This is a genomic window from Sorangium sp. So ce124 (assembly GCF_051525235.1).
Classification (GTDB): domain Bacteria; phylum Myxococcota_A; class Polyangia; order Polyangiales; family Polyangiaceae; genus Sorangium; species Sorangium atrum.
The window spans coordinates 1889593-1902869 of record NZ_CP150312.1; the positions used below are offsets into that span (position 1 = coordinate 1889593).

The 13277-nt window shown below is 68.6% G+C and carries 11 protein-coding genes; 5 read left to right on the top strand and 6 right to left on the bottom strand.

What is annotated here, in order from left to right; genetic code table 11:
• Positions 1–6 precede the first annotated feature (6 nt).
• A complete protein-coding gene (locus tag WMF19_RS07130) occupies positions 7–1320 on the top strand; it encodes an MFS transporter (protein WP_437898374.1) in 1314 nt (437 codons plus the stop codon).
• Positions 1321–1419: 99 nt separating this feature from the next.
• Here WMF19_RS07130 and WMF19_RS07135 read toward each other — a convergent pair whose 3' ends face one another.
• The 4 genes from WMF19_RS07135 to WMF19_RS07150 all read right to left on the bottom strand — a co-directional run bounded on the left by WMF19_RS07135 (position 1420) and on the right by WMF19_RS07150 (position 7481).
• On the bottom strand, positions 1420–2907 hold the full coding sequence (locus WMF19_RS07135; RefSeq protein WP_437898375.1) for a UxaA family hydrolase: 1488 nt from the start codon (positions 2905–2907) through the stop codon (positions 1420–1422).
• Between the two features lie 185 nt (positions 2908–3092).
• Positions 3093–4043: a hypothetical protein gene (locus tag WMF19_RS07140; RefSeq protein WP_437898376.1), complete on the bottom strand. Its 951-nt coding sequence runs from the start codon at positions 4041–4043 to the stop codon at positions 3093–3095.
• A 424-nt stretch (positions 4044–4467) separates the two neighbouring features.
• On the bottom strand, positions 4468–5769 hold the full coding sequence (locus WMF19_RS07145; RefSeq protein WP_437898377.1) for a DUF1552 domain-containing protein: 1302 nt from the start codon (positions 5767–5769) through the stop codon (positions 4468–4470).
• Entirely contained in the window at positions 5766–7481 is a 1716-nt protein-coding gene (locus WMF19_RS07150) for a DUF1592 domain-containing protein (RefSeq protein WP_437898378.1), read from the bottom strand. Before WMF19_RS07150 ends, WMF19_RS07145 begins: the two co-directional genes overlap by 4 nt.
• Before the next feature lie 418 nt (positions 7482–7899).
• Between WMF19_RS07150 and WMF19_RS07155 the strand changes: the two genes are divergently transcribed.
• Positions 7900–8721 (top strand): LamG domain-containing protein, encoded by an 822-nt coding sequence (locus WMF19_RS07155; RefSeq protein WP_437898379.1) that lies wholly within the window; start codon positions 7900–7902, stop codon positions 8719–8721.
• 27 nt (positions 8722–8748) lie between these two features.
• Here WMF19_RS07155 and WMF19_RS07160 read toward each other — a convergent pair whose 3' ends face one another.
• Positions 8749–8970, bottom strand: a complete 222-nt coding sequence (locus tag WMF19_RS07160) for a hypothetical protein (RefSeq protein WP_437898380.1) — start codon at positions 8968–8970, stop codon at positions 8749–8751.
• Between the two features lie 209 nt (positions 8971–9179).
• Here WMF19_RS07160 and WMF19_RS07165 point away from each other — a divergent pair, with 209 nt between their 5' ends.
• The 3 genes from WMF19_RS07165 to WMF19_RS07175 all read left to right on the top strand — a co-directional run bounded on the left by WMF19_RS07165 (position 9180) and on the right by WMF19_RS07175 (position 11064).
• A complete protein-coding gene (locus WMF19_RS07165) occupies positions 9180–9377 on the top strand; it encodes a hypothetical protein (RefSeq protein WP_437898381.1) in 198 nt (65 codons plus the stop codon).
• A 231-nt stretch (positions 9378–9608) separates the two neighbouring features.
• Positions 9609–9887 carry a MoaD/ThiS family protein gene (locus WMF19_RS07170; RefSeq protein WP_272100930.1) on the top strand — a complete coding sequence of 93 codons (279 nt, stop codon included), beginning with the start codon at positions 9609–9611 and terminating at the stop codon, positions 9885–9887.
• 1 nt (position 9888) lies between these two features.
• The gene (locus WMF19_RS07175; protein WP_437898383.1) at positions 9889–11064 is read left to right on the top strand and encodes a WD40/YVTN/BNR-like repeat-containing protein; all 1176 of its coding nucleotides are present in this window, start codon (positions 9889–9891) and stop codon (positions 11062–11064) included.
• A 76-nt stretch (positions 11065–11140) separates the two neighbouring features.
• Here WMF19_RS07175 and WMF19_RS07180 read toward each other — a convergent pair whose 3' ends face one another.
• Entirely contained in the window at positions 11141–13255 is a 2115-nt protein-coding gene (locus WMF19_RS07180; protein ID WP_437898384.1) for a M13 family metallopeptidase, read from the bottom strand.
• Between the last annotated feature and the right edge of the window lie 22 nt (positions 13256–13277).

A 13277-nucleotide genomic window follows, 5' to 3' on the forward strand; every position in this document is an offset into this window, starting at 1 on the left:
ATGCAGATGAGAAAAATGCGTTGGGTCGTGCTCCTCCTGTGCTTTCTCGCCGTCGCCGTCAACTACATCGATCGCGCCAATCTGGCGGTCGCGGCGCCCCAGATCGAGAAGGAGCTCGGGATCGGCCCCGCCCAGATGGGGTTCATCATGAGCGGCTTTTTCTGGACCTACGCGCTCATGCAGATGCCGTTCGGCTGGTTCGTCGACCGTGTGGGCGCGCGCATCGCGCTGCCGATCGCCGTCGGCTGGTGGTCGCTCTTCACCGCGGCGACCGCCGGTGTGTCGAGCGTCGCGGCCATGTTCGGCTGCCGATTGCTGCTCGGCGTGGGCGAAGCCGGCGCCTACCCGGCCTGCGCCAAGCTCGTGAGCCAATGGTTCAAGCCGCGCGAGCGCGCGCTCGCGACGGGCATCTTCGACAGCGGCGCGCGCGTCGGCTCGGCGCTGTCGATTCCTCTCGTCGCGCTCATCATCGACTCGCTCGGATGGAAGGCGGCCTTCATCATCACGGGCCTGTTCGGCGCGGTGTGGATCCTCGGCTGGGTCGTCATCTACCGCAGCCCCGCGCATGGCGACATGACGGGCGCGCAGGACGTCGTCCACGCAGCGCCCGCCGAGGACGCGCAGAGCAACGTGACGTGGGCGTCGCTCTTCCGCCACCGCACGCTCTGGGGCATGATGCTCGGCTTCTTCTGCCTCAACTTCACCAACTACTTCTTCATCACGTGGTTCCCGAGCTACCTCGTGCAGACGCGCGGCTTCTCGCTCAAGTCGCTCGGCACGCTCGGCATGATCCCCGCGCTGATGGCGATCCCGGGCGGCTGGATCGGCGGCTTCGTCTCCGACGCGCTCTATCGCCGCGGCTGGAGCCTCACCGCCGCGCGCAAGACCTGCATGGTCGGCGGCATGCTTGTGTCGTCGGCGATCACGCTGTCGGCATTGACCTCCAACATCTATCTGATGCTCGCCTGCTTCGGCATCTCCTACGCGAGCCTTGCGTTCGCCGGCGCCAGCGTCTGGTCCCTTCCCGGCGACGTCGCGCCCACGCCGCGCCACGTGGCTTCGATCAGCGGTATCCAGAACTTTGCGTCGAACCTGGCCGGCATCGTCATCACGACGTTCACCGGCGTGATGGTCTCGCTGACCAAAGGATCGTTCACGATCCCGCTCGTCGTGGCGGGCGGCTTCTGCCTGCTCGGCGCGTTCAGCTACCTCGTCATCGTCGGCAAGATCGAGCCGCTCCAGGGCAGGTCGGCGCCGATCGCCGCGAGGTACCCCAGCCTGGATATTGACAGAGATAGCTCGCCTACTAGCGTAGGATGAGGTCGTCCCCATCCGGCTCGTTGACCGGAGGAGGCTAGGCGGGCCGTTCGACGTGCGGCGGAACGAGGCCGAGCGTGGCCTCCGGCAGGCGTCGTAGGCTCAAAGGGTGACGCCCCGCTTCCAAAGTGCGATCTCGCGCTCGCCGTTCTCCTCGGCGCGGGTTAACCGGCCCGAGGCGGTGGCCAGCACCAGGTCCATCAGGGCGTCGGCGGCCGCGTCCATGGATTCGCCCGAGGCGATGCGGCCGGCGTCGAAGTCGATCCAGCGCTGCTTGCGCTGGGCCAGGCTGGAGTTGGTGGCGAGCTTGAGGGTCGGCGCGGGGAAACCGAGGGGCGTGCCCCGGCCGGTGGTGAAGAGGATGACCGTCGCGCCGGCGGCTGCGAGCGCTGTGGACGAGACGGCGTCGTTGCCGGGGGCCTCCAGCAGAGCCACGCCCGGCGTGCCGCGGATCTGCCCGCCGTAGTGGACCACCTCGGTCACCGGGGCTCGGCCGGCCTTCTGCACCGCGCCCAGGGACTTCTCCTCCAGCGTCGTGATGCCGCCCGCGATGTTGCCGGGCGAGGGGTTCTCCGACACCGGCTCGCCGTGGGCGATGAAGTAGCTCTTGAAGTTGTTCACCACGCCGACGATGCCCTCATAGACCGCCTCGCTCTCGGCGCGGGTCATGAGCAGGCGCTCGGCGCCGAAGATCTCCGGGATCTCGGTCAGGATGGCCGAGCCACCGGCGGCGCAGACCTTGTCGGCGATGCGGCCCACAAGCGGGTTGGCGGTCAGCCCCGAGAAGCCGTCCGAGCCGCCGCACTTGAGACCGATCACCAGGTCGGAGACGGGGCAGGGCTCGCGGCGGTCCTGCTCGACGATCCTCACGAGTTCCTCGACGGCCTCAAGGCCCGCCTCGAGCTCATCGTCGGCCGTCTGGGCGGTGAAGGACCGCAGGCGATCGGGATCGAGGTGCGGGGCGCTCTCGAGGAGCGGGCCGAGCTGGTTGTTCTCGCAGCCAAGGCCGATGATCAGCGCTCCGCCCGCGTTCGGGTGGCCGGCCAGGGCCACGGTCATCCGGCGGGTGGCATCGAGGTCGCCCCCCAGCTGGGAGCAGCCGAAGGGGTGGGTGAGGGCGTAGACCCCGTCCACCCGGCCCTTGAAGCGTCTGTCCGCCTCGGCGGCCACCTTCTGGGCGGTGCGCGCGACGCAGCCCACCGTCGATAGGATCCAGATCTCGTTGCGGGTCCCCACCCGCCCGTCCTTCCGCCGGTAGCCCATGAAGGTGCGGTCTTCGGTGGCGGGAAGGGGATCAGGGTTCGTGGGCTCGTAGGTGTAGGTGTCGAGGCCGGAGAGCGCGGTGGCCAGGTTGTGCGTGTGCACGTGATCGCCCGGCTGGATGTCCACTGTCGCCCGCCCGATGGGCCAGCCGTACTTTCGCACCAGCTCGCCGGCGGCCACCGCGCGCAGCGCCACCTTGTGTCCGGCCGGGATGTCGACGCGGGCGGTGATCGCGTCGGCCACCGAGTCGCCGGCGGCCAGGCCGCGCACGGCGACGGCCACATCATCTCGGGGATCGATCTGCAACAGGGAGGCAGCCAAGCTCATTCCATCGATGGTAACCGGCGTCGTTTGGCGCGGCAAGTTGGAGGGCAACCTCAGGTCGCTGCTCGAACGCGCGAAGCCCGGCACGTACCGCGCGCCGCCCGTGCGGCGGGTCCACATCCCGAAGGGGACCGACGGGGAACCACGCGCAGTAGCGCGGATCCTCGGCGCGATCTACGAGCAGAACTTCACTCCTCGCAGCCGATCCGCTCGTCGTCCAGCGCGACGTCGTCAATCCACGCCGTGAACCCCGGCGGCGCGCTCTGGTAGTTGTTCCACCCGACCCGGACCTCGCTGAACGCGTCCGGGATCTCCGAGCCGGAGTAGTTGCCCGGCCCGTTCGCGATGCTGATCTCGTCGAGGAGCTCGCCGTCCAGGTAGAAGTCGTAGCGCTGCGTTGGACCGTCGATGTGCCACTCGACGCAGTGCCACTGGTCCTCATAGTACCAGCGGTATGTGCTCCCCTTGCCGAACTCCGCCCCCGCGGGCTGCACGTTGTAGAGGTACTGGATGTGCGACCCGTTGCCGTCATTGTTCCAGCCGTCCTTGTCTTCCTTCACCGTGTCCACGACGCGGACCTCCTGGGCGCCCGTCGTGGGGCCGTTGCCGTACAGCGCGACGAGCGTCGAATGGACGAACGCGTCAGGCACCGGCCGCTGCACCCGGTATCGGATCCGGCCCCAGTGCCCGCTCCCGAGCTGAGAAGCGTCGTGATAGATGCGCCGCTCCCCGTTCGCGACAGGGCCCATCTTCAGCGCGTGCTTGCCGTGCGCGGCCTGATCGTCGGCGACCGCGACCGGCTCACCATGCTTGGTCCAGCCCTGCGGAACGCCGCCCACGTCGGTGTCCTCGAAATCCTCGCAGAGGATGTACCTGCCGGACGCGCAGCCTGTCAGGGAGGTCTCGCCGCCGCCCGAGCCGCCTTGCCCGCCGCCGCCCGAGCCGCCTTGTCCGCCGCCGCCCGAGCCGCCTTGTCCGCCGCCGCTCGACGAGCTGCTCGTGAGGCCCCCGCCGTGGCCGCCGGCCCCGCCGCTGCCGGTCGTACCGGTGCTGGTCGCGCCACCGCTTCCGTCGCCTCCACCGGAGCTCGAGTCCGAGGAAGTTGAATTGCAGCCCACGTGGAATGCAATGAGGGCCAAGGTAAGGCTCACAGCGTGAACACGATGCATGGTGGACCTCCGGCTCTCCGAGAGCCAAGCAAGCGGACCCACCTTGATACTTTTGTCATGGGGTGATGTCAAGACCCCCTCGGCGCGCGCAGAACTCTCGATGGGAAGAGTGACACGAACGATGCTGGAATCGTGCGTTCGCAATCGGTGCGATCGGCCTCGCTCATCGCGTCCATCAGCCCAGGGCAGGTCCCGCAGTTGGGTCGTGAGAGCAGCGTGGACTCCATCACCACAAGCGCGGGCGCCGTGCTTTTCTCGATGAATTTGAAATTTCGCCATGCACGAGGACGCGGAGCCGTAGACAGGCCACGCCTGGTCGCCCGGCTCGGGCGCTCCGCTCTCGGGAGCACCGGTGTACGACCCGAGCGAATCGCCCCGGAGGTTCGCTTGTCGGTCAAGCCTTCAAGAACGCGTCGCAGTCTCCGCCGTAGCCGTCGCCGACGCTGCTCACCGGGACGTCCATCGCGTGGCAGAGCGTGGCGAGCAGCTTGTTGTGCGGCATGCTCCCCAGCTTGACCTTCCGCCCGGTCTTGAAGAACCCCCCGCAGCTCCCGACGAGCAGGAACGGGATGTTGTCTACGGCGTGGTAGTTCCCCTCGTTCATGTCGTTGGCGACGACGACGACGCTGTTGTCGAGCGCGCTCCCGTCCCCCTCGGAGGAGTCGGCGAGCTGCGCCACGAGCGTGGCGACCTGCTCGTAGAACCACCGATCGATCGCCGTCTTCTGGGTCGCGTTGTTCGCGCCCTCGTGGGCGATGGCGTGGTAGTCGGGGCTGCCGATGCCGAGCCACGGGAACGTGAGGCTGTTGCCCCCGCCGTCGTCGATGAGATCGAGGGTGACCGTCCGGGCCAGGTCGCACTTCACGGCTGCCGCGGCCAGCTTCATCATCAGGTCGACGTGCTTCGGATAGTCGTTGATGTTATCGTAGTTGATCCCCCCCTCGCCGATCGTGGGTGGCGTGCACGCGCGCTGCGAGGCCGCCGCCTCGAGGTCCAGCTCCAGCGCGCGGATCGAGTCCAGGTGCGCCTGCACCTTCAGCCGGTCCTCCGTCCCGAGGCGCTGGCCGAAGCGCTCGAGGTCGGTCCCCACCAGATCGAGGACGCTCTGCCTGCGCTTGCGCAGCTTGTCGATCTGGGCTGCCGGCAGGCTCGCCCCTCCGAAGAGCCTGTTGAAGAGGCGGTAGGGATCCGTCTCGGCGTTGTTCTTCTGATTCCGCCCCGCCCAGCTCGTCGAGAAGCCATAGGGGCGGCAGCCGAGGTTGAGCTGCGGCGAACTCACCCCCTTGCTCCTGAGATCGTCTCCGATGATCTGATCGATCGACGGCGCGACGCCGTCGCTGACCCCGGGGGCGGGGCTCACGCCGGTGAAGAGCGCGCCATAGCTGAAGTGCCCGTCGTACGTCCGGTTCGCGTCCAGCATCACCTTCAGGTCGACCCCTTGGGGGATCAGCACCTTGGACTTCCAGCTCTCGAGCGGCTCCAGGATGGTCGGGAGGCGCGCCGCGTTCAGGTCGTCGTTGCCCGGCAGCCAGTTCTGCTGGAAGATGCCGTTGGTCCAGGTCACGGCGATCATGCGCTTCGGGAACGCGCTCGGCGCCGCCGTGGCCGCGCGCTCGGCGTGCAGCAGCGGCAGCATGGCCGCCCCCACGCCCAGCGCCTGGAGCAGTGCTCGCCGTGAGAATCGCGCCTGGTTCATTGCAGCACCTCTCCTTCCATGATCGCCCGGAAGCGGAACGTACGTGAGCTCACCAGCGCCACCATCAGCTCGCGGATGTCCTGATCAGCGCCCTTGAAGGCATCCACCACTGACTCGAACGAGGCCTTGTCGTCCCCCGTCTCGCCTCGACCGAGCGCATAGCGCAGCCATTGCTTGGCGAAGCAGCTGTGGACCGCCTCGCTCGAGGCGAGCACCTGGCTGAGCCCGCGCGCGTCGGCCACGGCGTGGACCTGGCCGTCCAGCTCGACGGTGCTCGTCGCGTCGACCGGCTCTCCGTTGTCCATGGTCCGGAAGCGTCCGATGCCGTCGTAGTTCTCGAACGGGAAGCCGAGCGGATCCAGGCGCGCATGGCAGCCCTTCGCGCACGCCAGCTGGGAGTGCTCCGCGAAGCGCTCTCGCGTGGTACCTCCCTCATCTGGCTTCTTCGGCTCCGGGATGTCGTTCGGCGGCGGCGGGAGCGTCTGACACAGGATCTGGTTAAGGATGGCTTTCCCTCGCCTGACCGGGTGCGAGCCGTCGGCCGCGCCGGTCACGGTCAGGAACGCAGGCGAAGTCAAGATGCCTGACCGCTGGGCCGGGTCGAGCGACACGGGCTGCATCTCCTCGCCCTTCGGCCCGCTCACTCCATAAACCGCGGCGAGCGGCTCGTTCGCGAACGAGCTCGTCCCGATCAGCACCTCCTCGAAGCGCCCGGTGCCATCGAGGACGACCCCGGCGACGAAGCGCCGCACCTCCTCCGACATCGCCCGCTTCAGCGCATCGTCGAACTCGGGGTAGACGTCGGCGTCCTTCGGCTTGCGAGCGACCGCCGAGAGGTCGAGCCAGTCATCGAAGAAATCGGCCACGGCGTCGCGCGATCTCGGATCGCCTAGCATCCGGCGCGCCGCTCGGGCCACGTCTTCCGCGCTCGCCAGCCGATCCGCGGCCGCGGCGTCGAACAGCGCCTGGTCAGGCATCGTCCCCCAGAGGAAGTACGAGAGGCGGCTGGCGAGCGCATAGCCGTCCAGCTTCACCGTCTTCCCCTCGACGATCGCTGGCTCCTGTCCGTTCTCCCAGTGGTAGAGGAACCCCCGCGACTGCAGCATCGCCTCGACGAGGAAGACGATCGCGCCGTTGAAGTCGAGCTCGATCTCCGTTCGCCCGGTCTGATAGAGGCGCATCAGCCCGTCCACCTCGTCGGCGGAGAGGGGGCGCCGGTACGCCTTCAGGCCGAACTCCGTCACGAACTGCCGGGCGCACGCTTCTTCTCCGGCGCTCTGCGCGTCGCACGGCACGAGCGCGCTCAGGCGTGATGCCGCGTTCGCGGCGAGTTTCTCGGCTGCGTCGCGGAACAGCTCGGCGTTCAGCTTGTCGACCGGGCCGGGCAGATGGTAGCCGAGGACCGGATCGTCATTCTCCACGGGCACATCGTTGAGGTGCAGCGTGGTGTCTCCGAGCAGATCCCGGACCGTGTTGAGGTACTCGCGCCCGCTGAGCCGGCGGAGCACCTTGACGCCCGCCGAGGTGGGATCCGCCGGGGTCCCGTCGAAGCTCGGGTCAGGAGCCACGGAGCCGCCAGGCCGCTCCTCGACGTCGCCCGGGCCGCCAGGCCGCTCCTCGGCGTCGCCTGGGCCGCCGAGCACCCCGGTGCATGAGGCGGCTGCGAGCGCGCAAAGGACGAGCCCTGCGCAAGTCCGTAAGATAAGTCTCATCGTGTTCATCTCCTCGTGTGAACGCATCCGCTCCGCGAGCGCACCCCTGCAACGACCCGGGCGTCTCGAGAGAGAAAGCCGCAGGTTCGACGTCTCGCGACGGCAGCGTCGCGGGGAGGGTCAGGCGACCAGCAGGTCGGCCGTCGCAGGGAGCATCTGGCAGTAGCGGATCGCCCCCGAAGCGGCTCACCCTCCAGTCGATTCGCACTCCATGACAAATTTCTGGTCAAACGCGCGCTGCGAGGCGACGCAGGAAGATCGGATATGTTGCAGCCCAGCACGCTGCGCCGCGTCACCGCCGGGGGCCTCAGGACACCGAAGCTCGGAACCGGGGATTGGCCGAGATCGGGACAGGACCGGCGGGCCCGCCGTGTCCCTCGGCGCCGCCTCTCTGTGCTGCTACGGAGAGGGCCTGACCATGAAGCGGTCGAACACGCTGCCCCCGCGGGTTACCACCGCGATGCCGGCTTCTGCCGCGAGGCCCCCCGGCCGCGCGATGCCCCGCCGCCTGGCCGCCCTCGCGCTGCTGGGGCTCGCGGCCTGCGAGGCAGGGCCGCTCGACGCCATCGAGCTGGCCCCCGCGACGCTGACCCAGGGCATGGTCGCGCACTGGACGTTCGACGAGGGAGAGGGCACGGTCGTGCGCGATTCCTCTGGCAACATGCGCGACGGAGCGCTGACCGGAGGAACGTGGGTGCAAGACGGCCGGTTCGGCAAGGCGATGCACCTCGGCGAGGGCGAGTTCATGGCGGTCGACAGCTTCCCGAACGCCACCGCGAGCTGGAGCGTCTCGGCGTGGGTGCGCCTGACGAGCGATGAGCCCGCGCCCGAGGTCCTGGCGACCGTGGTCAGCACGGAGAACATCGGCGGATGGGAGATCAACATCGACTACGCGCAGTCGCCGCCGGGCATGCACTTCGGGTTCTGGAAAGGGCCGGAGACCAGCGATTATCAATTCCTCATCTGCTTCTGCATGGAGCCTCGCCGGTGGACGCACGCCGCCGCGGTCGTCGACGGCGAGGCGCGCACCATGTCCCTCTACCTCGACGGGCAGCTCGACCAGGCGGCGCCGATCGACGTGACGATAGCGCCCGGCTCTGACACCCTTTATGTCGGTCGATGGGGGGGCGCGGGTCGGTTCCTCTTTGCGGACGTCGATGACATCGTCATCCACAGCCGGGCGCTCGTCCCGGCAGAGGTCGCCGAGCTCTCGCAGCGCTCTCCGCCGGATCCGCGATGAGCAGGCTCGCCTGCGGCGCTCCTCTCCTCACGGATAGATGTCGAGCCCCCGCACGAGCTCGATCTCGGCGCCCAGACCGGCGTCCGCCGAGAACGCCCACCGGGCGCTGTGGACGCCCCGGTACGGCCACGCCGCCTCGCCGTCGACCGACACGTGCAGCGCCCCCGCGCCGGCCGAGAGCATCGGGCGAACGCGCAGCTCGGGCCAGGGGAGGACCGCGAGCGCGACGAGCGCGAGCCGCCGGGCCACCGTGGCGCTGCCCTGCGGCCCGCCGACGCGCGGGGCCGTCCCGAGCCCCGCGAGCGACAGGCGCGCCTGGAACGGCCGCAGCGGCGCGAAGCGGAGGCGCCCGACCGAGAGCAGCGCGGGGCCGACGCCGCCCGGGCTCGCGAGGAGCGCGCCCCGCAGCTCGACCCCCCGGGCCCGACCGGCGAGCCTCGATCCTGGGAAGCCGGTACGTGACCGAGGGCATCGTCCACATCGCGTTCACCTCGCTCCGCGGCTTACCGCCCGCGGTCCGGGCGCCGATCGAGCACCTCGCGAGCCACATCCATGACGACGTGATGAAGCGAACCACGGTCTTCGCTCGACAGATGCCTCAGAAGGTGGGCATCACGTGGCCCGGCACGCCCGAGATCCCCGAGGAGCCTGCATAACGTGCCAACCCCTTTTCAGCGGCAACTCATCTCCCCAAATGAAGGCGCGAGCTCCCACCGAATCAACCCACCTCGACGCAGCGCGGCCGCGGCGGCGGTAGCGTAAGCGGGAACGGGCGCGGGAATGCTTGGGCCCTGAAAACATCGGGGCTCTGCGTGTGGCTGCGTCTTGCCTGCCGGCCTTGAAAACCAATTGACGCGCGACAAGCTCGGGAGTACGGCAAGCCCACCATGCCGTCTGTCCACCTGACGCGCCATCTCTACACCTTCTTCCCGCACCTCGAAGGCCAACACCTCGTCGTCGAGGCGTCGACAGCAGGTGAGGTCGTGGCGGCCCTGGAGAGGCTCGCGCCCGGCATCGGCTTCTACATCTGCGACGAGCGCGGCCGTTTGCGGACGCACGTCAACATCTTCGTCGGCAAGCAGATGATCCGCGACCGTAAGGGACTCACCGACGCGGTCGCTGCCGACGACGAGGTCCATATTCTGCAAGCGTTGAGCGGAGGGTAAAATGGCAAGCCGTATTCTGGTAGGCACGCGAAAAGGCACGTTTATCGTCGAAAGACAGAACGGCTCGTGGAAGCCGCGCCTCGCGGGCCACGCCGGCGGCGGCGTCAACTATGTCGCGCGCGATCCCTACACGGGCAAGCTCTGGGCGCTGCTCGGCTTCGGCCATTGGGGAGCCAAGCTGTCCGTCTCGACGGATGAGGGCGAGACCTGGAATGACAACCCCGCCCAGATCAAATATCCCGAGGGCGCTCGCTACATCGGCCAGGACATGTACGAAGACGCCGGCAGCGAGTTCGGCGTCGGCATGAAGATCGTCACGCGCCCGGCCACGGTGCAGAAGCTCTGGATCATCGGCTTCGGTCCGGGGGGCGCGGTCTACGTGGGCACCATTCCGGGTGGCTTGTTCGTCAGCCGCGACGGCGGCGGCTCCTTCGAGCTCAACCGGCCGCTCTGGAACCACGAATCACGCGGCGGCGACCTGTTCACAGGCGAGGGCAAAGGCGAGACGAAATGGTTTGGCACGCCGGCCTCCGAGGGGGGCGAGTTCGCCCCGGGCATTCACTCCATCGTGGTGGACCCGCGTAACCCGAAGCGAATCCTCGTCGCCGTGTCCACGGCGGGCGTCATCGAAACAGCGGACGGTGGAGAGACCTGGCAACCGCGCAACAGGGGCATGCGGCTCGATCACACGCCCGAGCCAGACGCCGAGTGGGGCCACGATACGCATTACATCGAGCAATGCGAGGGCGATCCCGACCATATCTGGCAGCAGAATCACGTTGGGATCTACTACAGCAGCGACGGCGCAAAGAGCTGGCGCAAGGTGAGCCGTCCAGAGCAAGGCGTGCATTTCGGCTTTCCCATTACAGCGGACGCGAGGGACGGACGCACGGCGTGGGTCGTCCCCGGCAAGTCGGACATGCAGCGAATCACCGTCGACGGCGCGCTCTTCGTGGCTCGCACGAAGGACGGCGGTGAGACCTGGGAGCAGCTCCGCCGGGGTTTGCCCCAGGAGCAAGCCTACGACGTCATCTACCGCCACGCGCTCGCCAACAAGGACGGCGCTGTGGCGTTCGGCACCACCACGGGCAATCTCTACGTGAGCGATGACGGCGGAGAGGGTTGGACGACCGTCGCCAATAACCTGCCGCCGATCTATTCAGTACGCATGGCGTGATAGGCCGGTTGGCCGGGAGAATCGGTATACAAATCAGGATCGCGGCGGCTCGTTCGACCGAGCCTGCCGCGCCCGGCTACCAGACAGCGCACGTCTTGGTCGGCCGCATCGGCGTGCCCGGCGCGCACTTGAAGGCCTCGCCGAACTCCGGGAGGTTCGCGAGCGGCCCGTTCACGCGGAACCGCGGCGGGGAGTGCGGGTTCACCTGGACCATCAGCCGGAGCGCCTCGTCGCGCAGCTTGCCGCACCAGGACTGCCCGTGCGCGAGGAAGAACTGCTGATCTTCCGTGAAGCCGCTCGCGACCGTCTGCTCCGCCGCGCCCTTGCGCATCGCGCGGTACGCCATGAAGGCGAGCTTCACGCCCCCGAGATCCGCGATGTTCTCGCCCAGCGTCAGCTTGCCGTTCAGCTTCAGCCCCGGCAGCGCCTCGAAGGTCGAGTACTGCGCCTCGACGCAGGCGGTCTTCTCCCTGAACGCCACCCCGACCTCCTTCGACCACCAGTCCTCCAGGTTGCCCTTCTGGTCGAACTGGGAGCCCTCGTCGTCGAACCCGTGCGTGAGCTCGTGCCCGACCACCATGCCGATGCCGCCGAGGTTCACCGCCGCGGCCGAGCTCACGCTGTAGAACGGCGGCTGCAGGATGCCGGCCGGGAAGACCATGTGGTTGCGCTGCGGGTCGTAATACGCGTTCACGGTCGGCGGGCTCATCTGCCACTCGTCGCGATCGAGCGGCTTGTCGATCTTCCCGAGGTCCCACTGCGTGTGGAAGGCGCGCGCGGCGAGCGCGTTCTTCGCGTACGATCTCGGATCGACCTCGAAATCGTAGGTCCTCCACTTGTCGGGATAGCCGATGAGGTACGCCATCGCGGAGAGCTTGGCGAGCGCGCGCTGCCGCGTGCCCTCATCCATCCAGTCGAGCGCCCGGACGTTGCGCGCGAACGCGTCGCTGATCTGGTGCACCGTCGCCTCGGCCGCAGGCTTGCTCGCGCCGGGGAAGCTCGTCTTGACGAACGGCTGCGCGAGCAGCTCGCCGAGCGCGTTGTCGGTCGCGTCCACGCAGCGCTTCCAGCGTGGCCGCACCTCCTTCTGCCCGGTGAGCGCGGCCTGCAGCGTGAAGCTCTCGTCGATGAACGCCTTGGGCAGCGCGGGCGCCATGGAGCGCACGACGTGCCACGAAAGGTAGCTCTGCCACGCGGCGGGCTTCACCGACGTGAGCAGCCGGGAGAGCCCCTCGAAGAACCGGACGGAGGTCACGTTGACCTCCTTGACGTCCTGGAGGCCGAGCGCCCGGAAATACGCGTCCCACGGGAACGCCGGCGCGGCCTTCGCGAGCGCCGCCCTGTCGAGCTTGTTGTAGAGGCCCGTCGGGTCCCGCCGCTCGACCCGCGTCTTCGAGATCTTCGCGAGCTCTGTCTCGATCTGCAAAACGTCGAGCGCCGCCGCCTTTGCCGCCGCCTCCTGCGCGCCGGCGAGCCGCATCATCCGCGCGACGTGCTCCTCGTAGATCTTGCGGAGGGCCTTCGATTTGTCGTCCTCGCCCAGGTAGTAGTCGCGGTCTGGCAGGCCGAGCCCGTTCTGGTCGAGCTGCGCGATGACGCGCGTCGCGTCCTTCATGTCCTGCGCGGACTCGATGTCGAACAGCGCCCAGATGCGGCGGCGATGGAGCTCGGTGACGAGCGCCCCGAGGCCCTTCGGGTCGCGCACCCGCCGCGCCTTCGCGAGCAGGTCTGCGATGGGCTTCGTGCCGGCGGCCTCGACCGCGGGCTCGTCCATGCACGCGCCGTAGTAGGCGCCTATCTTCTTGGTCACCGGATCCCGGTCGCCGGCGCTCGCGGCGTCCTCGAGGATGCGCCGGAGCTCCGCCTCGTTGCGCTTCTCGATCTCGTTGAAGCTCCGCATCCAGGAGGCCTCGTCCCCCGGGATCTCGGTCTTCGCCAGCCATCCGCCGCACGCGAACTGATAGAAGTCCTCGCAGGGGTTCGCCGATCGGTCGAGCGCGGCCTCGTCGAGCCCGACGCTCTCGAGCTTCGTCTCGACGACGGGGAGGCCCTGCGGCGCCGGCGGCATCAGCGCCTTCACGGTGGGGGGCGGGGGCGCCGGCGGCGGGCTCGCGGCGGGTCCGCAGGCCGCCAGCGCGGAGAGGGCCACGGTGAGCGCGAGGGGAGCGGCAGGCTGTCGGTGCGTGCGCATACAGCGCTCTACCACAGACCCG

Excerpts from the sequence above, each read along its gene's own strand:
- WMF19_RS07175 (WP_437898383.1), top strand. The coding sequence starts at position 9,889 with ATGGCAAGCCGTATTCTGGTAGGCACGCGAAAAGGCACGTTTATCGTC.
- WMF19_RS07150 (WP_437898378.1), bottom strand. The coding sequence starts at position 7,481 with ATGAGACTTATCTTACGGACTTGCGCAGGGCTCGTCCTTTGCGCGCTC.
- WMF19_RS07135 (WP_437898375.1), bottom strand. The coding sequence starts at position 2,907 with ATGAGCTTGGCTGCCTCCCTGTTGCAGATCGATCCCCGAGATGATGTG.
- WMF19_RS07155 (WP_437898379.1), top strand. The coding sequence starts at position 7,900 with ATGAAGCGGTCGAACACGCTGCCCCCGCGGGTTACCACCGCGATGCCG.
- WMF19_RS07130 (WP_437898374.1), top strand. The coding sequence starts at position 7 with ATGAGAAAAATGCGTTGGGTCGTGCTCCTCCTGTGCTTTCTCGCCGTC.
- WMF19_RS07180 (WP_437898384.1), bottom strand. The coding sequence starts at position 13,255 with ATGCGCACGCACCGACAGCCTGCCGCTCCCCTCGCGCTCACCGTGGCC.
- WMF19_RS07145 (WP_437898377.1), bottom strand. The coding sequence starts at position 5,769 with ATGAACCAGGCGCGATTCTCACGGCGAGCACTGCTCCAGGCGCTGGGC.
- WMF19_RS07170 (WP_272100930.1), top strand. The coding sequence starts at position 9,609 with ATGCCGTCTGTCCACCTGACGCGCCATCTCTACACCTTCTTCCCGCAC.